The following is a 23,047-nucleotide window of genomic DNA, read 5'->3' on the forward strand; positions in this document are numbered from 1 at the left end:
TATTTTGTTTGGTATGCAACACTATTTTGTTTGGTATGCAACACTATTTTGTTTTGGAAATACACTTATAAATGACACCAAATTATCTGGTAAATGACACCAAATTGTTTTGGAAATACACTTATAAATGACACCAAATTATCTGGTAAATGACACCAAATTGTTTTGGAAATACACTTATAAATGACACCAAATTATCTGGTAAATGACACCAAATTGTTTTGGAAATACACTTATAAATGACATAAATGACAATAAATGACAATAAATGACAACACAACATCATTTTGTTTGGTATGCAACACTATTTTGTTTGGTATGCAACACTATTTTGTTTGGTATGCAACACTATTTTGTTTGGTATGCAACACTATTTTGTTTGGTATGCAACACTATTTTGTTTGGTATGCAACACTATTTTGTTTTGGAATTGTTTTGTAAACGACATTAAAAAAAATATTAATGCTGTTGTATACCATGTAATTTTGTGTTAGAATTAGAATTAAAAAAAACAAGGAGGTCGCTCATGAAAAACGAAAAAAGTAAAACATATAATAATTTTGATACAGTAGTTCAAAGTAATTCAATAATAAAAGCAACCCATAACCTTACCAGAAACGAATTATTGACGTTTAAAAAACTCATTTCGATGGTAGATACTAAGAACGCTAATAGAAAAATTTACTTCACAAAAGCTGAATTAGTTGAATACTTATTTCCCCAAATTAAAGGTAAAGGAGTAGATACCTGCAATGAATATTATCTTAGAGCAAAAAACTATTGTAAAAAACTAATGGATATTATACTTGAATTTAACACAAAAGAGCGAACAACATGCATAGCGTTCTGCTCCAAACTCACCTGGGAAAATTATCAAAACTTAGTAGAATTATTTTTTACTCCTGACATAATGCCATATATATGCGAGATGAAAAAAAACTTTACCACTTACCAAATTGGAATGATACAAAAAATCAGATCTGCCTATGCTACACGCATTTATGAATACTGTAAAATGCATTTGCATAAAAGAAAATGGGTATGGGTAGAAAATCTAAATGAATTTAAAAAAATGTTAGGAGCCGAAAAAAAATACAAAAATAGATTTAACCAATTTAACGTAGCAATTCTTAAAAAATCCGTAACTGAAATCAATGAAAAAACCGACATCGCTGTCAGCTACAAAAAACTTAGAAACGGGAAAAATATTGACAGAATAGAGTTTACTGTAAAAAAATCTCTTAACTATATTCCAAAATAGCGCCAATTGTTTCCCCACTCTTCATTTCTTTTGCAGTTTAAAAGCATTTAAATACCCCTAGAAGCTTCTCAAATCATTTTTAGGTAATTATCTATACCCTGGAGATTTAAACGTCTCCTGAGGCTGTTTTTTTAATTCCTAGGTTTTTCTCGAGCGTTGGATAGTCTTTCCATTCGACTTCTATGAAAGCTTTATCGAAATCACTATAGTTCAAAGGCCTTTCTCCGCGATAAGACCAAGAGATATTGGGTATTGCGTTCATATTGTTCTCGAACGGGGTTAGAAGACCTCTATCGAATGTTTGTTTTATTTTTTGTATACTCTTAAATATTTTGCCGTAAATGGAGTAAATACCAATGATATTCTCACGCTCTTTCTTCCAGTTAATTTTTTTTGAAACGGCTAATTTTCTGATAAAGAAAGCGGCATATCTATACTTTTTATCATTTATTGAGAAATAATCATCAGGGATATATGCGAACAACTTCTTAGGAATCACCTCGTAGAACTCCTCAGAAAAGGGTATTGTTAAAATTCCTCTATGCAATGTTATTTCCCCGTCTATGAGTTTCATTTCTTTTATCATAAGCTCTTTTTTCTTTTTTTCTTTAATTTGATAATATTCGTATTCGATCTGGATATTATTGAGCAATTGGATGCTGTTTTTCATCTTCTCTAAAAAATTAGAACGGTCGCTTAAGCCTCTGATAAATTGATATTCATTCAAAAATAAAATAATTCTTCGGCTTTTCTTAGGTGTTTTTTTTGCCTCGATCAGAATCCAGTCTAGGAGCTTAATTGCATTAATATTAACAGAGAAGCCTTCTTTGATTTTGCTATAGTTAGTAACTGTAAGCGTTAAATTAGAATTCTCTAGTTTTACTGAAAATTCATCCATTTCGACATTATAATATACTCCTTTTTCCTTCAGTTGTTTTTTTTTAAGTATGTTTTTTTCATAACGGCAAGCGTAGTTAAAAGGTGTTTCTGCTTTATTATTTTGCAATAGATTTGCAATAGTATTATCGCTATTTTGAATATAATATACAGCATCAATTAAAGCATTAATGATTTTGTTTTGTGGCAATTTTTGATAAGTGCTCATGGTCTTTCCTCTATCCCTTTCTATTGGATTCTTAGTTCTGATTTTCATTCCTGTGGATACTGTGGATAACTTTTCTTTTTCTCGCGTTTTTTCTTTTCTTTTTATATCTTTTTATATCTTTTAGAGCCAAAAAAAAGGCCTTAATGATGCGGCTTATAGTTTAGATGTTGTCAAATTAATGAAAAATCCGAAATTCATATAAATTGCAATTAAAGTGCAATTAAAGTAAAGTGCAATACTGAACGAGAAATTCAAGCTAATAAACGGATTAAAAATCCTTAAAAAGGTTGCAACGTTGAAAATGGCTTTTGTTCGAATACATCATAAGCTGAGTGATAGTCGAAAAAGCACTTAAAAGGGACTATTCCATGCCTATTTTTCACGCAAGAAACAACAATTTCTCTAGGGGTTGCCTCTAAGGCCTTATTTAGTAATTCTTTTTTTTGTGAGCTATCTTTTGCTTCTTTGAAATTTTCTTGTAAAATAACACCTAGCTGAAAACCAAGAAGTACATCTGCTGTATACTCGATACTACCGCTTTCCTTGAAACTCTCAGTACCAAGTGTAGTTGAATAATTATCCCTATTTAGGCTAGAAATAAGAAAAATGGTAACTTCTAATTCTGAACTTATTTCCTTTAGGCCTTGGACATTATCATCTATTCTATTTTTATCGGAGTATGCTTTTTTGTCTGCTTCAGGCATAATTTGCAGGTAATCTACTACAACAAAAGGCTTTTTGCCATTCATTTTAATACAGTTTTTAATTTCATTTTTTATATATTTTAAATTCTGCTTTCTAGCATTAATATCAAAAACTTGTATGTTGGACCCAAACTGCTTAAATTTTCTTAGGCCTTCAAAGATAGTTTTATTCATTTTTCCGGAAATAATTTCACTAGACGGAATGGATTTTTTTCTATCAATCAAAAAAGCTTGTCTAGAAAGACTTTTAGAAAGAAATTGACACTCACCGATCTCAAGGCTAAAAATAAGAATTTGTTTCCCGTTGCTGGCCATTTGCTCACAGATTTGATGGACAAAGGTAGTTTTACCTACGCCAGTCGTACCTCCAAGAATATATAAGGATGGGAAAATCCCCCTCAAATTAGCGTCTAAATTGCCGAAACCCGTTTTGATCTTTTTGCATTCCTTGTGCAGTGAAATCGTTGCCGGATATTTTTCAAAAAATGTTTTCACCTGATTATTCGGATTTTTGATATTTTTTTTCTGATAATCTACACTTTTCCGAAATCCTTTTGGGTCAGCTGTATGCCAACTGTTAACATCCTTGTAGTGGGTCGGAATTTCAAGTTTTTTCACGAATTTATCGAAGGTTTTCATCGTATTATGGGCATTTTTACCTGCTTCGTCATTATCGAAAGCTGTAACGAATTTATATTTTTTTAGAATATTTATGTTTTTTTCTAAGATATTGCCTAACTTGCCTAAATGATTAACTCCACCTAAGGAAATTGCCTTCTCCCCTAGTACTTCTAAACTCAAAGCGTCGAATATTCCCTCCGTAACGAACAGTATTTCACAATTTGCTTTCTCATGCTCATACACATCTTTTAGAGCCTTTTTTTTAAGATAATCAGCGTTAAATAAAGGGATTTTACCTGTACTATTTAGATATTTTGCGTTTCCGTTATTACTTAGTACTCTCTTGGTATAAGCTACGACTTCTGGACCTTCCCAAATTGGCAATATAGCGCTTTTCTGGCCTTTCTCGACCGTAACGCATAACTTGTATTTTTTTATTAATTTTTCAGTTAAGCCTCTCTTTAAAAAGTAATTAAGGTCTTCTTTTTTTTGTTTCTGGTATATAGTTTCAACCTCTAGTGTAAAGTCTCTTTTTTTATCCTCTACAACATGGTTTTTTCTAACGGTATTTCTCCTTTTCTCTTGGCTCGTATAGCTTTGATAGCTTTCTTTTCCGCTATTAAAATAGGGTTCTCCAGCTAGTTCGCATAGTTCTCTATATGCCTGTTCAGGAGTAAGACCACAGACCTCTTCCAGAAACTTATAGGCTTTTCCGCCTTTACAACATTGGCTGAAACTACAGTAACTATTATTCTCCACGTAGATCGTAAAATGCCCCTTGTGACCGCATACTGGGCAAGGTTCTATCCCGTATATCCTATTGCCTATTTTCTTCACGCTATACCCTTTTTTTTGGGCTAATTCCAAAAGGCTAATTTTCGCTTCTAGCTCGTTGATTTTCATATGCTAATTTTCCTTTCTTTTTTGTTTTTTGTTAATGGTGTTTTTTTAATAAACAGGCAAAATAGCGGTTAAAAAAATAATTTTTATTATTCAATTTTCAAAGATCTGGACAAGAGATATTTGAAAGACTAGGCTGAATCTAGCCTTTTCTGCAAAAATAAAGAAACATCTTTTTTTGCATCATGGGTTTATCACTTTCCCTATTTCTAAGGGATTACGAAGGTATAACTTAAATAGCGCATTACCATGAACTTTCGCTACTACGGATTATTCTTTGGAGTTTTTTTCTTTTTGACTGGTTTTTCCAAACATTACCATTTCTGTTTCCACTTCGTCTAAATTTCTTAATTATTTATTATATTTTTTTGATATAAAATATAAAGTTTCATAGATAGGACACCGTGTGACTAAGGAGTAACTATCTTTATTCACCATTAACTATAGTACTTAAGTATTACTTAAGTACTACTTAAGTACTTAAATACTTAAGCATTTCAAGCGATAAAAAACCGCCTATTTATGGGCATTTCAGCTTATGCCGTGTGCGCTCAACCCCATGAATTATGTATTGAACCCCATGAATTATGTATTCAACCCCATGAATGTATTCAACCCCATGTTCGTTTGTATTCAACCCCATCTTTGCAATATATATATTGATTGCAACATATATTATTAATTTGGTTGATTACAATTTGAGCAAAAAAAACTCCTTTTTCTGAAGTAGCTCTCTACTGAATCAGACAGGTGCCAGTGACAGCATATGAGTTCAATCTCATCTATTATCTGTTTGACAGGAGTATCTCAGACCTGTGACTCAATTCTTTTTGCCTTTTGGCCGTCGTGGATAAAAGTAAAGCAATCGTTGCAGTACAGCTACCCCTCAATGGGAAGAATTCTGTCAAGACCCACATTCATATCCTTTATTCTAGAGTAAAATTTTACCTAGATAGGTGCCAGGATGGCTTATTTTTTACCATCATTTTATTCTGGACAGGACCGTCAAAACCTATATGTGTTTTTTATGTGTTTTTTATGTGTTTTTTATGTGTTTTTTATGTGTTTTTTATGTGTTTTTTATGTGTTTTTTATGTGTTTTTTATGTGTTTTTTTCTAACTTTTTCTGAATAGGCGAAGATAGTAAAACCTATGTTTTGTTGTATAATTTTAAAGGGTAGTTTATCTTCTGTTATTTCATAAACACCTCCTTTAAATTCACGTGATTCATTGTTAATACCCCCTTATTTATTTTTTTAAAAAAGGCTTTATATCCGCATATAAAACAGAGCCAAAAGCTTTTTTTACTTCAACGATAATTGACTTTCCTATTAATTCATCCTTCATTTCAAAAGGCACTTTAAACTTATCTTTAAATTTTTTGTATTGTCTGTTCTTTTTCACGGGATTAACATACCATTTACGCTCTTCATCCATATATTGAGCATACATCATTTTGCTTTGGTAGTTTTTGCTTCCGTAAGTGAAGTAAATAATAATACCAATACCATGATCTTCTACAGCTGTAATTTCCCCTTCTAGTATTTCTCCTGTTTCTTCTTCTGTGAATTTTTCTATAACAGCAACTTCAAAGAGAGAATTAAAATTATCATAAGCATAAATATCTTTTTTAATGCCAATGGCTTTCTTTAGTTCCATAAACGGGAGATTAAAGTATTCTTTACACCACGCCTCTACCTTCGCCGACTTTTCTTCGTTATCAATAAATTCACCATTATTATAGACTTGCTTATTAAATATTATTTCTCTAATTTCTCCTCGTTTTCGGTCTAAGAATACAAAAAGTGCTTTATTGTTATTATTGCTATAGGTAACCTCTACTAATTCTAGTTCTTTTAATATATTATCCATTATCTTCTCCTTTTGTTATTTTATTCTATTGTGTAAGCAAATAAATGCTCTTCTAAGAGGTTTGTAATTTTCTCTAATGCTATTTGTTGTGTTATAGAGATAGACACCTTACAAGGCAATTTAAAGGCGTTGAGCGCTCTTCTGCATTTTTGAGTCGATTTATCTTGTAAAACTAACGCTAAATTTAGGTGTTCCTGGTAATTTAGTAATAAAAATTGATTATTTGTCATTTTTTCTAAAACGTCTAAATCATTCTTTATTTTTTCAAAAAACACAACGAGCTCTTCCTCTATTTTTTTCATACTATAAGTTTTATTTAAATATTCATTTTTTATAAATTTATCAATTGTTAGCCAAGATATTTTATATATAAGTTGATTTCTCTTATTAAATAATTTTTCTATAGCGTTTTTTTTATTACTTCTCTCTGATTCTTCTAGGTCTCTCACTTTACTCCTAGCATCTTTCTCTGCCTCTTTAATACCTTGTATCAGTTCTTTTATTTGGCCCTCAAAGTGCAGATAAGGCGATAGGAGATCTTGTTTTATTTTTTTCTTGAGGCTATCTATTGCATATATTGTTTTATTTGCATTTGCTAGTATCTTCTTAACTTCTTTTACCGTTTTTTCATTGACTTCAGAATTGCGAATAAATTTACTAATTGTCTCTATATTTTCTTTCAAAACATCAAAATTACTAATAAATATCTTGTCTTTAGTATAAGTAATATCAGATTTTTTAAAAAATAATTGTAATTCATTATCCATATTACGGGGCCCTTTCTTGTAAATTTTATATAAAAAAAGATAATAATTAAATTATCTCTTAGTTTAGTTATTTAATTAGTTTAGTTATTTAATTAAAATATTAATAAAATTGTGTACTCTTATGGAGTTCTATAAATAAGCTATCTTCATTACGTCTATTCAGGTAATAAAAGGTTTTTGCCTCTTTAATACTTAAGTGTCTTATATTTTCCCGGGAACGATCATATCCACCCTTTTTAATAGCTTCGTTAAAATATTTCTCTAATTTTTTCTCATCGTAATTGCTTTCTATAAATAGATAATCATAAGGAATTTCAGGAGCATTGTCTAAGCTACTCGTATCCGTTGCATAAATAATATTATCTTGATCAAGACTTTCCCAAACATAACCATAAGTTAAGACACTATGATAACAGTTAAAGGCTTTAAAGGTATATTTTGAAACCTGATACGGCTTTGAAGAACTAATTATATTAATACGTATTCCTTTATCTTTAAGATAGCTATATACTTCATAATTACTAATAATCTTCACATGTGGAAACAACTGGGATATTTTTTTTAAAGCAGTAAAGTTCAGGTGATCTTGATGAATATGGGTTATAAGTAAATAACGAGTATTATAAAGAGCTTCTTCTGCTTTTTTAAAACTTACGCCAATATCGACCATAACATCATCAATAAGAACACAGTTCCCTTCTCTACTTGAGCTTCCTATTATTTCATAATTTACCATGACTCACCTTCTTAATATTTGCTTAATATTTGTTTTTTTGCATTAAAAAAGAGATAGCTCTTAACCGTCTCTTAATTAATAATTTTAACTTTATATGTATTGTAACTTATAAGGTTAAAATGGAAAATCTTTTAAATTTTTTTTATTTATAAACCCTTTAATAAAGGGCATTGTAGCTTATTATAAAAAACTTTTTTCGGTATTTAGGGTTACTTTTTACTTGTCAACCCCCCTGCTTGTTCCAAAATTACGTTATATATATTTTAAAAGCCTTTAAAATAGCGGCTTTGAGGCTCTTTTTTTTGATCCAAAATTTTCGTAAATTATATATGTCTAATAGTTCTGTTGATTGCTCTTTAATGCCTATATAAAGGGATATTTAACTAATGCTTAATGTATATAAATTTATTTTTATTTATACTTCTAGGATTCAAATATAACACATCTTAAAAAAACTGTCAAACTTTTATAGTATTTTTTTGTATTTACTTCAGCTTTTTCTCTAAATTTCATAACTTTTTGGGTTATAGCGTTAATTATCTCCTCACCTATTCATTTCTTTTGCCGTTTAAAAGCATTTAAATACCCCTAGAAGCTTCTCAAATCATTTTTAGGTAATTATCTATACCCTGGAGATTTGAACGTCTCCTGGGGCTGTTTAAAAAACAAACTTACAAATTGTAACTTACAAATCCTAATATAACAGTTATAATCATTGTGATAAATATAGCCTTTGAAGTATTTCTTTCCGCTGTTAATCTTTTTTCAGCCTCTTTACGCTCTTCACTTAATCTATCCTCAGCTATTTTACGCTCTTCACTTAATCTAGCCTCAGCTATTTTACGCTCTTCACTTAATCTTCTTTCTTCCGCTCTTAATCTTTTTTCAGCCTCTTTACGCTCTTCACTTAATCTTCTTTCTTCCGCTCTTAACCTAGCCTCAGCCTCTTTACGCTCTTCACTTAATCTAGCCTCAGCAAATCTTCTGTCTTCATCCATCTTAGCTAGAAATCTTTGCATAAACTTTTCGTGTTCATAAAAGACATCCTTTTCAACGTAGTTTTTATTTTCCATTTTAATCTCTCCTTAAAATATAATCTAGTTTCTTTATAATCTAGTTTCATTTGCCGTTTAAAAGCATTTAAATACCCCTAGAAGCTTCTCAAATCGTTCTTATGTATTAGTTTATATCCTGGAGATTTGAACGCCTCCTGAGGCTGTTTTTTTAATTCTTAGGTTTTAGTTTTTTAAAAGTTTGTCTTGTTGATTTAATATTTACTCAAAAACAAAGATTCAGCATACTATATATTTTTTATTTTTTATATTTATATATCGTAACACGCGAAACGCTTAGAGCCTTTGCTGCTTCTGTCACTGTAGCCATTGGATGTTCTTCAAGATAGTCCTTGACCATTTTTTCTTTTCTTGGTCTGCCATTTTCATTTCGCAATTCTCCATTTAGACGATCAAATTCCTGCATATATATAATTCTTTTTAAGTGATTTATTTGCTTACGGTAATTCCGCCTATTCTTTTGAATATGAATCCCTGTTAACTCAGAGATAGTCTCAATTGGAAAGGTAATATAGTCATCATTAAACGCCTTAAGGGCTGAAAGAACATCTGCTCTTGTAAAATGATTATCTTCAGTAGAAGTCAAGCTATCTAAATGATCTATCAGTGAAAAAGCATCGTTCTCAAGTTCTTCTCTACTTAAACCACACTTCTTTGCATAAATAGCAAGACACATCACACCATAATATCTATGCCCTTCACATATTTCAGATTTAACTTTTTTATGCCACCAGTCATATAGATCACGTTTAACTGTCCAGTATGCTTTCTTTTCACCTTTTACTATTCTCTTTTCGTACCATTCTGGATACTTTTCTTTTGCTTCTGACAATGACAATGAACGCTTAGAACGCTTTGAACTCTTAGAATTAAACTGAGTTACCCTGTTTTCTTGAGTTACCCTGTTTTCTTCCTCCACAAACTCATTTAAATACTCAATAGATACTTTATCTCCGACCATATAAGCCTGTGTTCTAGTACCTTTTTTTGTAATTCCACCCACCAGTCTAAACCCTTGAAAGATAGATTGATACTGTATATTGTCATATAAGCTGGTAACAAATTCATTCCACAACTTATGTGTGAGTTCGTTTTTTAAATTATTTATTTGAACAATATTTCTTTCAAAGCAAGGGATAGGCTTTAAAAGAACATAATAAATGTGCAATCCATTCCCAGAATTCACAATATAAGTTGGTTTAGGTAAATGATTACTAGGACCATTCCCATCCATTTGATAGAATAAATCAACTATATATTGCTTTTTAGTCATCCCATCCAGATCAATTGCTATAGCATAAATTAACCTGGCATTAGCACTGCGTCTTGACTTTCCAATATAACTAATAGGACTCAATAATATGAAGGATTGACGTTGTAATAATACATCCAGCATATCCAAATCATCAGTAATAGTATAACGTTTAATATTTCTTTTTTGTTTAGTTTCAGAAAGAAGCTCAATAGCAATAGCATTATACTTACCTTGAGTATAGATACCTTTTCTTTGTAATTCACCTAAAGGAAAGATAGATCTATAGAAATCTTTAGGGTCTATAGCATCACAATATGTATTCAAATAATCAGCTTTAAAATCAATAGTATTATTAGACATAAAATATTCCCCCTCCTTAATACAAAGATATATATTAATACAAAGATATATATTAATACAAAGATATATATTAATACAAAGATATATATTAATACAAAGATATATATTAATACAAAGATATATATTAATACAAAGATATATATTAATACAAAGATATATATTAATACAAAGATATATATTAATACAAAGATATATATTAATACAAAGATATATATTAATACAAAGATATATATTAATACAAAGATATATATTAATACAAAGATATATATTAATACAAAGATATATATTAATACAAAGATATATATTAATACAAAGATATATATTAATACAAAGATATATATTAATTATATGTGGGGACATACAGGACATACAGGACGCTTATTTTATCAATGTTTTTTGTACACTTTATATTTATAATACTACATCATTTATTTTTAGAAGTCAAGCTAAATTTTAGATAAAAACAACCTAATGAAATATGCATTATTATATACAAAATACATATATAATCAATGCAGTATTTGTACACTTTATATGCATTATATATGCATTATATGCATTATATATACAGGATGTTTATTTTTAGAAGTCAAGCTAAATTTTAGATAAAAACAACCTAATGAAATAATATATTATACAAAATACTTATTTAATCAATGTAGTATTTGTACACCCTTTACTTAGAGCATTTCTTTAGAGCCTGTCTTAATTTCATACTGAACACCTAATGTATTTAATAATGCTCTTGCATGACTATAGACTAGACTTTCAGAGCTGTCTTTACCCTTTAATGTTTTAGCCTCATATGGATTGGTAACAAAGGCTAATTCAAAAATAAAAGCAGTAGGTTTAGTTCTACCTATAAAACCAAAATCATTGCCACATTTAACGCCTCTAAAAGGCATTTCAAGTTTGCTATATACTGGTTGAAGTAGTTTAGCTAGTCTATTTGCCATTTCATTGCTTTTAGTATTGGTATGACAAAGTATTTCCCATCCTCTAGCCTTTTGATTACTTGATGCATTTAAATGATAGTCAATGGCTAAGGTGTTTTCGCCTGATAGATAGTTATTATTAACAAAAGTTACTGCACCATTAACATCACTATTAGCATCGCTTCCATTAGGCACTTTAATATGCTTAAAAGGACTTCTGTAATTAAAACAATTATCCAAAACCCAACGAACACGATCTATAAATTCTGAGCAATAATCTCTTTCATTTAATCCATTGCCACAAGCACCAGGATCACTGCCCCCATGACCACCGCTAATTAATAGTTTACTCATATATTTCACCTCCTTTTTACAACTTTCGCTAGAGTCCGTACTTTTTTCATTGCAATTTTCTTTCCAATCAGCCATTTGCATTTTATATACTCCTTTTAATGTAATTCTTGATAGTCCTGAACTCTTGGGCTATCCTTAAATCCTTTAGTAGTAGGGTCATTAATAGCGTTTATTAAGCTCGTTCCTATTAGTAATAATACATAAGGATTAGAAATGGCTAATAAAATCAGTTCAAAAAATTTAGAAAAGCTAGTTATATCCTCTACATTAACTCCAAAATAACCCATTACTGGAAGAACAACGGACCATATAACTTGAGTTATGAATACAGGATTTTTTAGCCTTAGTTTTAAATTAATCATTTTTCTTACCTCCTTTTTTAAATTAATTAGACTTTTTTATTGAGAAAAAATATCCACATTAGGGGTTAAAACAACCTATTACCTTGAGGAGTGTAGATAATAAACCCTTAAACTTTAATAATATATCTTATACCATCTTCATTTGGAATAAGGGGCATTTTAATTTTGTCCTCAGAGTCCGGTAAATTAATTTTTGCAACTAAATCAACAAATAGGTTTCTGTCATATTCCTGTCCGTCACAAAGTCTCCATCCAGTAGGTATATCCCCACCCATATATCTTACAATCGTTCCAATAGGAGCTATGGTAGATATTGTCTTAGATAAACTTATAAACACCATGCCTATAGAAGCTATGTTTTTCACTTCGAATATTTCATTATTTATTTTTTTTAAAGTTTCGGTTATGTTTTTTAAAGGACTTGTACAATCGCAAGCTAATTCCCTTTGTATTCTTGCTGCTTCTTCAAAATAATTCACGTTTTTTAAAGCATTTATATTGTTTCTTATTTTACCAATAGATACTTCAATCTTTTCTAAAGGCGGTTCTGAAATGGGTTCTATTTTAGGTTCTATTTTAGGTGGTTTAGGTTCTATTTTAGGTGGTGGTGGCAGTGTAAAATTAAATTTATCTGTATAGTTATTCTTAATAGAATATTTATTACCAAGTATTAATTTTACTAAAGCCTCCGCATGTCCATAAACTAAGTATTCTGAACCCACCCACGCATCATTTAAGACTAAAACATCATTAGAATTACTGACACATGCTATCTCACAAATCAGCGCTAGGGGCTTAACTAACGATATATAGCCTCTTCTATTGCCAACTGAATTACCAATACTGCCAAGACCAGCTCTTTTATAAGCAGGTTGTAAGTGCTCTAAATAAGCCTTAGCGTAACCTAAAGAGTGATTATCATTATGATGATAAATTTTAGCGCCACTTGTAGTAGCATTGCCGGCAATTCCTAAATGGAAGTCGACAGCAATTGTATTCACTACTGATTTTCGTTTATAAAGTTCATTAATTTCTTGTGCGGCATTCGATATCCTAGGTGTTGTTATTCTTATAATTTCAAGCTGTTCCTGATAATTAAAACAATTTCTCAAGACCCATTCAACACGATTGACAAACGTAGGTATATAGTTTTTTTCTAAAATACCCTTTCCATTATTACCTCCGTCGTCGCTTGAAAATGAAGAACTAATATATAAAACATTCACTTATATTTCACCTCCTTTTTAAAATATTAATTTAAAGATTTCTGTTAATATCATAGCGCCTAAACTTGATGCTATGGCTATAAAAATAATAAAATAATTCTTTGGTTTTTCTAATTTATTTTTAATTTCCAAAATGTCTTCTATGATATTTTCTTGTTTTGTGGTAATGGCCGATATTTTAACAAAAACAGTTGTTAGTTGTTTTTGCGTGTCTTCGATAGTAGTAATTTTATCAATAAGTTCTGTTAGTTGTTTTCCATATAAATCCATTTTATCTCCTCCTTTTTTATAAAAAAACTATAAGCACTTAATAATTACCCCTATATCATTTTTTGATAAATTGGGTATAGTAAACTCAGTATTTGTATGCTCACAAAGTGCCCAAAGTATAGGGTATTGTTCTTTTTTATAAGTTTTCCCATCACAGAAAAGCCAATTTATAGATAACTTTTTTACTTCTTTATGTATATTAATAATAGTGCCAATAGGGAATTTTTTATCAATAGCATCCCTAAGCGTTTTCGAAGGTCCGATTGCTTCAGAAATTTCGAGCTTTATATCCTCTGATATTTCTGCTAACTCGTTGATACACTCTATATAATAAATACTTATAGACTCACTAATCTTAGCGACATCTTCAAAATATAATGTTGTTAGATAATTATTAGCTTGCTGTTTTATGTTTTGAAGTTTCTGTTCAATTGCCTCTAATTTATTTAATTCAAGCTTTTCATCCATTTTAAAATCTCCTTTTTTTTATATTTTATATCACTCTTTTTTCTAAAATAATAAAATGATCATCTAAGGCTTTTGCTTTATCTTTTTTTTCAAAAACAATTACATTTTCTTTTTCATTTAAATACAGGCTGTCTATGGTGAAAAACCTTCTATTGCCCGAATATTTATATTCAGTTATTTCTATTTGAGTAAAGTTATTAACTTTAATTGTATAATTGCCCGGAATATTATCAGTATTATTAATAACGGTATATACAGTAACAGCGGCTTTTTTATCTAAATAAAAATATATAAAATTCCTGTCGTTTCTTATATCTGTATGTAGAAACGAGGCATGTTTACCCTTACAAAATTGATTGATTGGAAAATGCCCTTCTAGCTTAACTGCTGCTTCTGGGAATACTAAAAATATATAAGTCACTTTAAGAATGCCTAAAATCGACTCTTCTTCCTTTTCTTCAATTTTCATAAAAACCGGTTTGCCTCTAAAAAAATACCCTGGATATTTAGAAATTTCTATTTCTATTTCTTTATTAAGATCTAATAAAAGTTTATTTAATTGTTGAACTTTTAAATAAGCATCTGATTCTCTTTCCACTTCAGTTTTGCCTGACCCAAAAATATTAATCGTAACTGTAATCTCTCTATTTTCGTAAATATTAACATCATCAAAATAATAAGATAAATCAACAAAACCTTGTTTAGCTGGGTATTCATGTATTATTTTTTTTTTAATAACATCAGAAATTGTTACATTAATTAACGACAGTGAGGATGAGTTATTAATATAATCTTCAAATGTGTCTTCATCTATATCTTTTCTGTCCCTTATTCTAAAATATCTTTTTGATTGGCCTATTACCGCTTCATTATTATCCATTTTATTTCCCCCTATAAATCTTAGCTAGCGTCTTTATGTAGTTAAATTTTATGTTTTTTAATTCTATTTTTTTTACGTAAGGTGCTGAGAGATCAAAGTTTATTTTTTTTATGAAAAATTCGGCAGTAGTACCTAAAGCTTCATTAATTATTTTTATTTTTCTATTAAGTTTAACTATATTTTTTTGATCAATAAATTCAATATTAAATGACGTTTGAGGTTCTTTAGCTAATGTTAATTGTCTCTTAACCTCTGATTCAATTACAGCTAAATTATCAATGTCACAAGTTCTGTTAACTCTAAAAGACCCATATTTTTTTATAGAAATAGGATCTGTTGTTTTAGCAACAGCAGTTACTGTAGTGTTCTGAACTTCCTTTCCGCTTAAATAAATACAATTAGCAAAAGATGAATAATCAAATTCATCGCTGTAGTTATAAACTAGATCTCCGTATTTAAAAGAAGCTATCGTAGCATCATCCTGTTTATTAAAATAAAATATATGCATATGTGTATTAAAATCATAAATAAAGTTTAGATTTAATTCATAAAAATGAATACTATCTAAAATAAGCCTGTTTAAGGACTCTTCTTCATTGTAAGATGCACTAAATTGTTTTATTACTTGATCCGTTTTTTGTTTATCAAAACTATATCTATTCACATCAAATTCTTCTTGACAGCCTTGTAATGACATTAAAATAGAATCTATAAAGTTTTTTGAAGTATACTTATACTCCCTAATGTTTTTATCTTTTATAACATTATTAATTACACATACAGGTCTATATTTAAAGAAAATATGACTAGAGATACAAGTTATTTCCATCCCTATATTAAGGTTTTCGTCAGCAAAAGATTTTCTATTAAGTAAAATTCCTGTGAATATTTGTTCGTGTCCTTTTTCATTTTCCTCTTCTACAACGATATCTGTCTCTAAGGGTAGTAATTTTTTAAAAGCTTCGTTGTTTGGATAGATTTTAAAAAGAAAAGAACCTATCTTGTTAGAAGTTATATCAATAACAGCTTCAGTTATATTATTAGTGAGATTATATAAATCGGAGGTATGTATCTTAAATTTTCCATAACTATTATTATAACCATAAACATTAAAATTTATTTTCATTGATTTCTCCTATAGGCCAAATGATTCAATTACATACTCTGTATTATTTTGCTCGTTGATTTTATCTTTTAATCTTGTGACGACCTTCATATCAAGCATATTAATTGTTATTGTCTCAGGCATTTTAAAGCTATTTAGCATCCCACTTTTTTTTTCTTCAGAACTTAACGGAATAATTTTAGCGCCTTTTGACGTGTTGTAAAGTAATTCCGGTCCTTGCTCACCTACAACTGCCATACCGCTCTTCAAAGTACCTCCTTTAGCCATATAACCAATATTAGCAATATAACCAACCTTTCCACCAACAAAGGGGATACTATTAACTAATCCGATAGCAAAATTAAGGCCATTGATTACATTATTAATTAAGCCAATAACCCCATTAATTGCATTTCTAATTATGCCTGCTGCTGCATTGCCAACGCCTTGAAAAAAGCCAGTAATCTTACCGACTACACTGGAAACAAAACTACATAACCAATTAAAACGATCAACAGCTCCATTTACAGCCCCTTTTATGGCATTGCTTATCGTACTCCCTAGCCAATTGAAAAATCCGCCAATGGCCATGCAAATATTGTTAACACCATTCCTAAACCAATCAAGATTATTATAGGCCCAAATAATGCTAGCCACTAAAGCAGCAATAGCTACAATAATAATGCCAATAGGATTCGCGCTCATAGCAACATTTAAAGCCCACTGTACAGCCGTCATAATAGTGGTTACAGCGTGTAAGCCTTTAATAAAATTAATAAGAGCGCTTAGCATTGTACAAATATTACCGATAATTAAAAAACCTTTAATACCTGTAATTACAGCCAGAATAGCTGGTACAAAAGGTATCATAGCTGTTATAAAATCAGCAAACCCTTGAATAAAATTTTTTATTTTTGACTCATTTTCTGTAAAAGCCGTAATTAATTTATCTAAAAAAGGAATAATAATAGGGACAACAGCAGCAATTAATTTATTTTTAAACATAGTTAACTTACCGCTCACTCTATCCATCATCATACTAGCTGTCTCCATCTTGTTAACTTGATCTGCATCCATAATAGAGCCACTAGCTTTAATAGCTTTTATGTTTTTATTAATACCTTCTGCTCCTTGGTTTAAAATCGGATTTAATTCTGAATATGATCGTCCAAAAAGTTGTTGTGCTAACATATTTCGCTCAGTCTCATTTTTCATGCCAGCTAATGACGTTAATGTATCGATATAGATACTTTCTGAACTCCTAAGATTATTGTTGTTATCTAAGATAGCAATACCCATTTTATTTAAAGCGCTAGTAGCATTATCCCCTTCTTCATCCGTCTTCCTAATTTGACCAGTTAATTTACTCATACTGGTTTGCAGAACACCTGAATCTATGCCTAATTTCCCAAATAATTTAGAAAATGTTTGGAAATTTTCAATACTCATAGACGCTTTTTGGGCCTCTGCTTTAACTTCCCTAAAATGATTAATAGTACTTCCAACACCTAAGGCCATACCACCAAATGCGGCAACACATGCACCTATTCCAATACTTAAGCGATTAAATTTAGTCTGTGTTTTATTAGCCTCACCTTGCAGTTTATTAAAACTACTAACCCCAGTTGTTTTAAGCTCTTTTAATTTATGATTAAGGCCATTGATTGAAGATTCTGTTTTATTCATAGCTATTTGTATATTTTTAGCTTGCCTTGATTCTTTTCCCTCGCTGGCTACTACTTGATCATATGCTGTTTTAAGGCTAGATAAGTGCTGTTTTTGTATAGCTATCTTCTGCGTGGTTTCGTTAATCCGTGCCGCTGTTATTTTACTTTTCTTGCCAAAACCATCAATACCACTAATCGCTTTCTTCGTTTCGGAATCAATTAAATTTAATTCTTGTCTTGCATTTTTTAAACTTTGCGTAAGGGATACTTCTCCAGTTGTTTTGAAGGCAATAACAATATTTTTTGTTACATCTGACATTTTTTACTCCTTTTTTTATTTGTTAAACCTAAATAAAGCCATCTTTAAATTCACTATTATTTTTATCGTTTAGCACACCCGGATTTTCTGTTTTAAGATAATTAATAAACATTTTAAACATTATATTAGGCGTTAGCATTAAAAAAGCGTTATAATCTAAATTTAATAAACTTAAACCGATATATAGATAGAAAGCCAAATAGTCTCCCTTAGTCGTTACTCTTTTTTTTTATTTTCTGGCTTTTCATTTTCATTTTTATTATTAATAAGCTCAATGTCACTTGGATCTATATCGCCAGCAATCATGGTTGTCCAGCACATTTGTAAGGCCGTTTGATCTTTTGAAATAGCATGTGTAATTTCCTGAGCCTCATCATAGGTCAAAACAACTCCGGCGCCTGCAAAAAGACCCCAAATAATGGCTAAATTCGCTTTTATAATTCCAGGGAAACCTAAGGAAGTATTATCATTAGTTCCTTTATTGTGACTCTCAGCAACAGCCTGTATTCTTTCCAAGACCGCTGTAAAAGCATCGAAGTCACCTTCATATAATTCATCAACTATCATTACCGACAAATTGTTCCAGTGAATAACCTGCTCTATTTCTTCTCCAAATAAATTAAACTTAACCTTATTTTTATTAATATTGTTTTTATTTTTTCTTAAAATTTCTTTTAAATTAGCCATTAGTTTTATCTGCCTTTAAAATAGGAATTTGATCTTCATATAGATAAATATTATTTAACATTTCATCTTCATTAATTGTTTTAGCAGTTGCCAATTGTGAAACAATAGTTCTAGTTATACCTTCATCACCCACTGGTAGAAATTTAATAGTATAATTGTCTGATTGAAATTTTACCTTGTCTTCTGAAGTTTCTAAATCCGAGTCAGAAGGAATAATTTTACAATTCCCAAAATAACACCACTCTTTGTTTCCGTCAGAATAGATACTATTTTCTAAAGCCATTCCAAACGAAATAGGAGTATCGTTTATCGTTTCTGTTAACAGACCTTTTTCACTTATTTTTTTGCCAGATAATTTAGCCCTTAGTTCAATCGGAAGATAATACGTTTCTATCTCTATTTCCCCTCCTGTTGTTTTAGTCGCGGTTAAGATAGGTCTGCCAGAGCCATAGGCTGTTTCCATAGACGACTCCAATTTAATAGATAATTTAATAATATTGTCTATTAACCATCCATTTGTTAAGTCATATTTTGGTTTGCCTTTTTCTTCTCCCGTTAATTCGTAAAATGCAACCTTTCCGCAAGTAATTCTAGCTACCTGTTTATTTTTGTTTTTCATATTATTTAACTCCTTTTTTATTCTTATTTTTTACTAAATACTGACCAAGATATTTTAAAAACGCCTGTTTATTTTTTTATTGCATTAATATTTTTATCGAATGTAGTTTTAAGTTTATCTATGGTTTTTTGAGCATAGTGAATACCTTTAGTTTTTCCTTTAAAAGAGCCTTTTTTTGTTTTTCTTAATCCGGTACCTTTCTCTGTAAATAACCAATGTTTTTCCGCGGTGACATACCACGATTTATTTTTTAATTGAGCTGTAAAACTAGCTCGCAAGTTACCCGTTCTATGTGGGGCTGTTCTAGCGAGCATTTTAGCTGTTATTATCGCATTTTTATGACAAGCTTCGCGGGCTAATCTAACCATATTTTTACCAATTTTATCTAAATTATCCATAATTAATACCCCCCTACATAGTTAATATACTTGTAAATAAATGTAAATAATAATATTCGTCAATTTCTTCAATAGAGCTTGATTCAGATTCATTGTTAATTAAAATACTGCTTAAACTAAGATAATTTGAAAACTGCCTTTTAAGTTCTATGTTGTTTTTATTTTTTTGAATTAATAATATTTCATACTCTGTTAAACTGCCTATAGCTTTGCCGCTCGCATAAATTTTATTGCAATTTAAACTTCTATAAACAATATATGGTGATATTGTCTGGCCGTCTGCAAGGTCTCTAAAAACACTAATTTTCGGGTCAAAATCTTTTAAAATTTTATATAATTCTAAATCATCAGTAATCATTATTTTATCCTTCCTAATACTATATCTATTCTCCTCTCTTTATAGTCTTCATAAATATTTTTTATTTCATATAACGTGTTATTTATACGGACTAAATCTGTAGCTTTAAGCGTTTTAAAAATCAAGGGAATCCTAACAGACAGGTCAATTGAATAACTTTCCTGCCTTGCTAATTCTTTATCGTTATTAGAAATTCGTCGTTTTTGAAAAAAACTAGAAAAAAGAACAACCAGATTTGTGTCTTCCAGTTGTCCCATATTATTCTTTGCTTTTTGCATTTCACAAACTTCTAAAATACCATCTCTTAGCTCGTTAATCATTAAAATCTCCTGCCATTAAATCTCCCTTTATTTGCCATAAAAAATTAGTAAATATAGGATTTTGCATTGCTTTATCTACTAACATGCTTCTATTTTCATAAAGCTGAGCAACTAACATATTAATTAATATATCGGTTCTTTTATCTTGCATAGCCATTAAAAGGATTTTATCTTGCATTTCTTTATCTTTTGTTTTCATGTCTATATAGCTATTAAAACTGCTCCTTATGTAGCTTTCAGCAGAATCAATTAAGCGAATGATTAAACTATCTTCGTCATTATGGATAACCCTTAAAAATAGCTTCGTTTCTTCTAGTTTCATCCTATATTTACCTTTCTTTTTTTATTTTTTTTTATTTTTTGGCGTTGTTAATCCAATATAATCTGTTACTGATCTCAAATAACTTTCTCCGTCTTCTTCGACTTTTCCATCTTCTTTGACTTCTCTGTCTACTTCGACTTTTCCATCTTCTTTGACTTCTCTGTCTACTTCGACTTTTGGTGAAGAATGCAAATTAATTACTTTTTTTTAAACTCAATTAAAGCTACCCCATTAGTATCAATTACATCTCCATCGGCCGCAGTTGCAAATAAATAGCCTTGATTATAACCCCCTAATACAGCTGTGTCATAATTTGTAATATCCATTTCTACAGCTATATTAAAATAATAAGCTGTTTGTAAATCCCCATAAATCATTGTGTTATCAGGAATAATATCAGATATAATAACTGGTACACCTAAGACCTGGCCGTTAAAACTATCTCCATATCCAATTATTTGGAAAATAGGTCTATCATTTTTATCACTGATCGTATCTAATTCTCCTAATGTTTTTCTATTAAAATATAAAACTGATTTCTGAGCATAGGGAGCGGTTAATGTACTTCTAAGTGTTGTTGCTATATTTTTATAGTTAAATTCTATATTTATTTTAGAGTTACTTAAAGCCGGTACAATCCCTTTTGGTTGAGTTTCCCCTGTTCCGTTAATAATCATATTATCAAAGGCTAGCGCAAGTGATGATGATACTTTTTCAATAATATAATTTTCTAGATTAAACATGGATACCTGTAATAATAGCTTTGAAATTTCTACTCTGACAGTTGCTAATTTAGGTTTTAATGTTTTTTTACTAAAAATCGGAGTTTCACTTAAAGTTCTAGGCCCTTCATGATCCCCTGCCCATTGCACTACGATATCTGAATTATCATAGATTAAGTCTATATTACCAGGTACATAAGATATCCCCACTCTTGGTAAAATAACTGAAGTATTTAAAATTTTAGTTATAATTTGATCGTAAATAATAGTTGGAACAACTAATGATCCCTTATTTTTTCCTACATTTCCTTCATTTAGGTTTGTTGCCCTAAATTCTCTGTACTCTTCAAAAGGTTTTCTATCACCAGTTGCTATTGATCTAAAACTATTAATAAATAGATCTTTTTCTAGGGTTTGTATTTCAGTTTTGGATAAAAAATCCATATTTAGATTGCCTTTTCTAAATTCTTGTAATAAATCTGTCATTTTCTTTTCTTTCCCTTCTTTTGTTGTTTTGTTTTTAAGTTCATTTTCCATATTTTTCTTAATTTTTTCTATTTCTGCCTCTTTTTTTTCTATACTCTCCATAAGGGATTCAACGTCATTTGAGTCTTCTATATTTCCGCTTTCCCTAATAGCTTTTAATTGCTCTATTTCTGCCTTTCTTTTTTGATTCAATTTCAGTTATTTTTGTTCTGAATTCAAAATTCAATTCTTTTTCTGTTTTTTCCATATTTTTCTCCGTTCGTCTTTCGTTTTTTTGATTTAATTTCTTATTTCTAAAAAACTATTTACTTTGTTTGCTAGATTTTCTTTATCTAATATTAACTGTTTAAAGGTATCAACCCGCGACCTTAATGCAACATGTGTTTCCTCGTATGCTGGATAAGTAACAATTGAAATATCATATAATTTACCATCCAGCACTGTTCTGTGAATATTCCCATCTTTATCTAGCTTAAATTCATCATTTTCTGTAGAAAAGGCAAAAGAACATTGACTGATATCACCTCTTTTTACAGAGTTTTTTAAATCTTCACACCAGCTGCTATGCGGCGGAAATACAGTAAAATATAAAGCATCTTCTCTTTTTTCTAGTTTTAAGGTTCCACTTTTATTGCGGCCTAAAACATAATTAGGGTTGTGATTAAATAAACAACGGACATCATCTCTTTCAATTGCATCTGTAAAAGCATCTTTTTGAATTTTTTCGAAAATCCCTTTGCAAATTTGTGTCTCCTTGTCATAAATAATTGCCTTCCCTGTGAATACTGGAATCTCAGGTTTATCGCTATCATTTTCCTCTAAATTTCTTAACTTAATTTCAAAATAGCGTTTTTCTTGTCTAATAGCACCCATATCAACTCACCTCCCTTCATTT

25 protein-coding genes are annotated in these 23,047 nt (G+C 30.1%); 1 reads left to right on the top strand and 24 read right to left on the bottom strand.

Features of this window, described 5'->3' with window-relative positions; translation table 11 throughout:
* The first annotated feature begins 526 nt into the window (after window positions 1–526).
* Window positions 527–1,261: a replication initiation protein gene (locus AZF37_RS09905; RefSeq protein ID WP_088370705.1), complete on the top strand. Its 735-nt coding sequence runs from the start codon at window positions 527–529 to the stop codon at window positions 1,259–1,261.
* A gap of 106 nt (window positions 1,262–1,367) precedes the next feature.
* On the opposite strand, the gene AZF37_RS09910 is transcribed toward AZF37_RS09905, so the two are convergent.
* The 24 genes from AZF37_RS09910 to AZF37_RS10020 form a co-directional block, all read right to left on the bottom strand.
* Window positions 1,368–2,366, bottom strand: coding sequence for a hypothetical protein (locus AZF37_RS09910; protein ID WP_088370706.1), 999 nt, complete (start codon window positions 2,364–2,366; stop codon window positions 1,368–1,370).
* Window positions 2,367–2,644: 278 nt separating this feature from the next.
* Complete coding sequence (locus tag AZF37_RS09915) at window positions 2,645–4,075, bottom strand: DnaB-like helicase C-terminal domain-containing protein (protein WP_172793131.1); 1,431 nt, start codon at window positions 4,073–4,075, stop codon at window positions 2,645–2,647.
* 1,764 nt (window positions 4,076–5,839) lie between these two features.
* Entirely contained in the window at window positions 5,840–6,463 is a 624-nt protein-coding gene (locus tag AZF37_RS09920; protein ID WP_088370708.1) for a hypothetical protein, read from the bottom strand.
* 20 nt (window positions 6,464–6,483) lie between these two features.
* Window positions 6,484–7,230, bottom strand: a complete 747-nt coding sequence (locus tag AZF37_RS09925; RefSeq protein ID WP_088370709.1) for a DUF1351 domain-containing protein — start codon at window positions 7,228–7,230, stop codon at window positions 6,484–6,486.
* 100 nt (window positions 7,231–7,330) lie between these two features.
* On the bottom strand, window positions 7,331–7,966 hold the full coding sequence (locus tag AZF37_RS09930) for an MBL fold metallo-hydrolase (protein WP_088370710.1): 636 nt from the start codon (window positions 7,964–7,966) through the stop codon (window positions 7,331–7,333).
* A 671-nt stretch (window positions 7,967–8,637) separates the two neighbouring features.
* Window positions 8,638–9,039, bottom strand: coding sequence for a hypothetical protein (locus tag AZF37_RS09935; protein WP_088370711.1), 402 nt, complete (start codon window positions 9,037–9,039; stop codon window positions 8,638–8,640).
* 238 nt (window positions 9,040–9,277) lie between these two features.
* Window positions 9,278–10,654, bottom strand: coding sequence for a hypothetical protein (locus AZF37_RS09940; RefSeq protein ID WP_088370712.1), 1,377 nt, complete (start codon window positions 10,652–10,654; stop codon window positions 9,278–9,280).
* A gap of 680 nt (window positions 10,655–11,334) precedes the next feature.
* Window positions 11,335–11,943 (bottom strand): N-acetylmuramoyl-L-alanine amidase, encoded by a 609-nt coding sequence (locus AZF37_RS09945; protein WP_162474091.1) that lies wholly within the window; start codon window positions 11,941–11,943, stop codon window positions 11,335–11,337.
* Window positions 11,944–12,038: 95 nt separating this feature from the next.
* A complete protein-coding gene (locus tag AZF37_RS09950; RefSeq protein ID WP_172793132.1) occupies window positions 12,039–12,305 on the bottom strand; it encodes a phage holin in 267 nt (88 codons plus the stop codon).
* 107 nt (window positions 12,306–12,412) lie between these two features.
* Complete coding sequence (locus AZF37_RS09955) at window positions 12,413–13,531, bottom strand: phage tail protein (RefSeq protein WP_088370714.1); 1,119 nt, start codon at window positions 13,529–13,531, stop codon at window positions 12,413–12,415.
* Window positions 13,532–13,549: 18 nt separating this feature from the next.
* Window positions 13,550–13,801 carry a hypothetical protein gene (locus AZF37_RS09960; RefSeq protein WP_088370715.1) on the bottom strand — a complete coding sequence of 84 codons (252 nt, stop codon included), beginning with the start codon at window positions 13,799–13,801 and terminating at the stop codon, window positions 13,550–13,552.
* A 27-nt stretch (window positions 13,802–13,828) separates the two neighbouring features.
* Window positions 13,829–14,269, bottom strand: coding sequence for a tail fiber protein (locus AZF37_RS09965; protein ID WP_088370716.1), 441 nt, complete (start codon window positions 14,267–14,269; stop codon window positions 13,829–13,831).
* A gap of 25 nt (window positions 14,270–14,294) precedes the next feature.
* On the bottom strand, window positions 14,295–15,149 hold the full coding sequence (locus tag AZF37_RS09970; protein WP_088370717.1) for a hypothetical protein: 855 nt from the start codon (window positions 15,147–15,149) through the stop codon (window positions 14,295–14,297).
* 1 nt (window position 15,150) lies between these two features.
* Window positions 15,151–16,275 (bottom strand): phage tail family protein, encoded by a 1,125-nt coding sequence (locus AZF37_RS09975; RefSeq protein WP_088370718.1) that lies wholly within the window; start codon window positions 16,273–16,275, stop codon window positions 15,151–15,153.
* A gap of 9 nt (window positions 16,276–16,284) precedes the next feature.
* Window positions 16,285–18,240 (bottom strand): phage tail tape measure protein, encoded by a 1,956-nt coding sequence (locus AZF37_RS09980; protein WP_088370719.1) that lies wholly within the window; start codon window positions 18,238–18,240, stop codon window positions 16,285–16,287.
* Window positions 18,241–18,456: 216 nt separating this feature from the next.
* On the bottom strand, window positions 18,457–18,927 hold the full coding sequence (locus AZF37_RS09985; protein WP_088370720.1) for a hypothetical protein: 471 nt from the start codon (window positions 18,925–18,927) through the stop codon (window positions 18,457–18,459).
* Window positions 18,920–19,546 carry a major tail protein gene (locus AZF37_RS09990; protein ID WP_088370721.1) on the bottom strand — a complete coding sequence of 209 codons (627 nt, stop codon included), beginning with the start codon at window positions 19,544–19,546 and terminating at the stop codon, window positions 18,920–18,922. Before AZF37_RS09990 ends, AZF37_RS09985 begins: the two co-directional genes overlap by 8 nt.
* A gap of 68 nt (window positions 19,547–19,614) precedes the next feature.
* Window positions 19,615–19,944, bottom strand: a complete 330-nt coding sequence (locus AZF37_RS09995) for an HK97 gp10 family phage protein (RefSeq protein WP_088370722.1) — start codon at window positions 19,942–19,944, stop codon at window positions 19,615–19,617.
* Between the two features lie 13 nt (window positions 19,945–19,957).
* Entirely contained in the window at window positions 19,958–20,302 is a 345-nt protein-coding gene (locus tag AZF37_RS10000) for a hypothetical protein (RefSeq protein ID WP_088370723.1), read from the bottom strand.
* On the bottom strand, window positions 20,302–20,622 hold the full coding sequence (locus AZF37_RS10005) for a hypothetical protein (protein ID WP_088370724.1): 321 nt from the start codon (window positions 20,620–20,622) through the stop codon (window positions 20,302–20,304). The genes AZF37_RS10000 and AZF37_RS10005 overlap by 1 nt, the downstream gene beginning before the upstream one ends.
* Entirely contained in the window at window positions 20,615–20,944 is a 330-nt protein-coding gene (locus AZF37_RS10010; RefSeq protein ID WP_088370725.1) for a head-tail connector protein, read from the bottom strand. The genes AZF37_RS10005 and AZF37_RS10010 overlap by 8 nt, the downstream gene beginning before the upstream one ends.
* 21 nt (window positions 20,945–20,965) lie before the next feature.
* Window positions 20,966–21,136 (bottom strand): hypothetical protein, encoded by a 171-nt coding sequence (locus AZF37_RS10810; protein ID WP_162474092.1) that lies wholly within the window; start codon window positions 21,134–21,136, stop codon window positions 20,966–20,968.
* 5 nt (window positions 21,137–21,141) lie between these two features.
* A complete protein-coding gene (locus AZF37_RS10015; RefSeq protein WP_162474093.1) occupies window positions 21,142–22,344 on the bottom strand; it encodes a phage major capsid protein in 1,203 nt (400 codons plus the stop codon).
* An 87-nt stretch (window positions 22,345–22,431) separates the two neighbouring features.
* The gene (locus AZF37_RS10020) at window positions 22,432–23,025 is read right to left on the bottom strand and encodes an HK97 family phage prohead protease (protein WP_088370727.1); all 594 of its coding nucleotides are present in this window, start codon (window positions 23,023–23,025) and stop codon (window positions 22,432–22,434) included.
* Window positions 23,026–23,047 lie beyond the last annotated feature (22 nt).

This window comes from endosymbiont 'TC1' of Trimyema compressum (genome assembly GCF_001584725.1).
Taxonomy (GTDB): domain Bacteria; phylum Bacillota; class TC1; order TC1; family TC1; genus TC1.

Excerpts from the sequence above, each read along its gene's own strand:
- AZF37_RS09905 (WP_088370705.1), top strand. The coding sequence starts at position 527 with ATGAAAAACGAAAAAAGTAAAACATATAATAATTTTGATACAGTAGTT.
- AZF37_RS09910 (WP_088370706.1), bottom strand. The coding sequence starts at position 2,366 with ATGAGCACTTATCAAAAATTGCCACAAAACAAAATCATTAATGCTTTA.
- AZF37_RS09920 (WP_088370708.1), bottom strand. The coding sequence starts at position 6,463 with ATGGATAATATATTAAAAGAACTAGAATTAGTAGAGGTTACCTATAGC.
- AZF37_RS09925 (WP_088370709.1), bottom strand. The coding sequence starts at position 7,230 with ATGGATAATGAATTACAATTATTTTTTAAAAAATCTGATATTACTTAT.
- AZF37_RS09930 (WP_088370710.1), bottom strand. The coding sequence starts at position 7,966 with ATGGTAAATTATGAAATAATAGGAAGCTCAAGTAGAGAAGGGAACTGT.
- AZF37_RS09935 (WP_088370711.1), bottom strand. The coding sequence starts at position 9,039 with ATGGAAAATAAAAACTACGTTGAAAAGGATGTCTTTTATGAACACGAA.
- AZF37_RS09940 (WP_088370712.1), bottom strand. The coding sequence starts at position 10,654 with ATGTCTAATAATACTATTGATTTTAAAGCTGATTATTTGAATACATAT.
- AZF37_RS09945 (WP_162474091.1), bottom strand. The coding sequence starts at position 11,943 with ATGAGTAAACTATTAATTAGCGGTGGTCATGGGGGCAGTGATCCTGGT.
- AZF37_RS09950 (WP_172793132.1), bottom strand. The coding sequence starts at position 12,305 with ATGATTAATTTAAAACTAAGGCTAAAAAATCCTGTATTCATAACTCAA.
- AZF37_RS09960 (WP_088370715.1), bottom strand. The coding sequence starts at position 13,801 with ATGGATTTATATGGAAAACAACTAACAGAACTTATTGATAAAATTACT.
- AZF37_RS09965 (WP_088370716.1), bottom strand. The coding sequence starts at position 14,269 with ATGGATGAAAAGCTTGAATTAAATAAATTAGAGGCAATTGAACAGAAA.
- AZF37_RS09970 (WP_088370717.1), bottom strand. The coding sequence starts at position 15,149 with ATGGATAATAATGAAGCGGTAATAGGCCAATCAAAAAGATATTTTAGA.
- AZF37_RS09975 (WP_088370718.1), bottom strand. The coding sequence starts at position 16,275 with ATGAAAATAAATTTTAATGTTTATGGTTATAATAATAGTTATGGAAAA.
- AZF37_RS09980 (WP_088370719.1), bottom strand. The coding sequence starts at position 18,240 with ATGTCAGATGTAACAAAAAATATTGTTATTGCCTTCAAAACAACTGGA.
- AZF37_RS09985 (WP_088370720.1), bottom strand. The coding sequence starts at position 18,927 with ATGGCTAATTTAAAAGAAATTTTAAGAAAAAATAAAAACAATATTAAT.
- AZF37_RS09990 (WP_088370721.1), bottom strand. The coding sequence starts at position 19,546 with ATGAAAAACAAAAATAAACAGGTAGCTAGAATTACTTGCGGAAAGGTT.
- AZF37_RS09995 (WP_088370722.1), bottom strand. The coding sequence starts at position 19,944 with ATGGATAATTTAGATAAAATTGGTAAAAATATGGTTAGATTAGCCCGC.
- AZF37_RS10000 (WP_088370723.1), bottom strand. The coding sequence starts at position 20,302 with ATGATTACTGATGATTTAGAATTATATAAAATTTTAAAAGATTTTGAC.
- AZF37_RS10005 (WP_088370724.1), bottom strand. The coding sequence starts at position 20,622 with ATGATTAACGAGCTAAGAGATGGTATTTTAGAAGTTTGTGAAATGCAA.
- AZF37_RS10010 (WP_088370725.1), bottom strand. The coding sequence starts at position 20,944 with ATGAAACTAGAAGAAACGAAGCTATTTTTAAGGGTTATCCATAATGAC.
- AZF37_RS10020 (WP_088370727.1), bottom strand. The coding sequence starts at position 23,025 with ATGGGTGCTATTAGACAAGAAAAACGCTATTTTGAAATTAAGTTAAGA.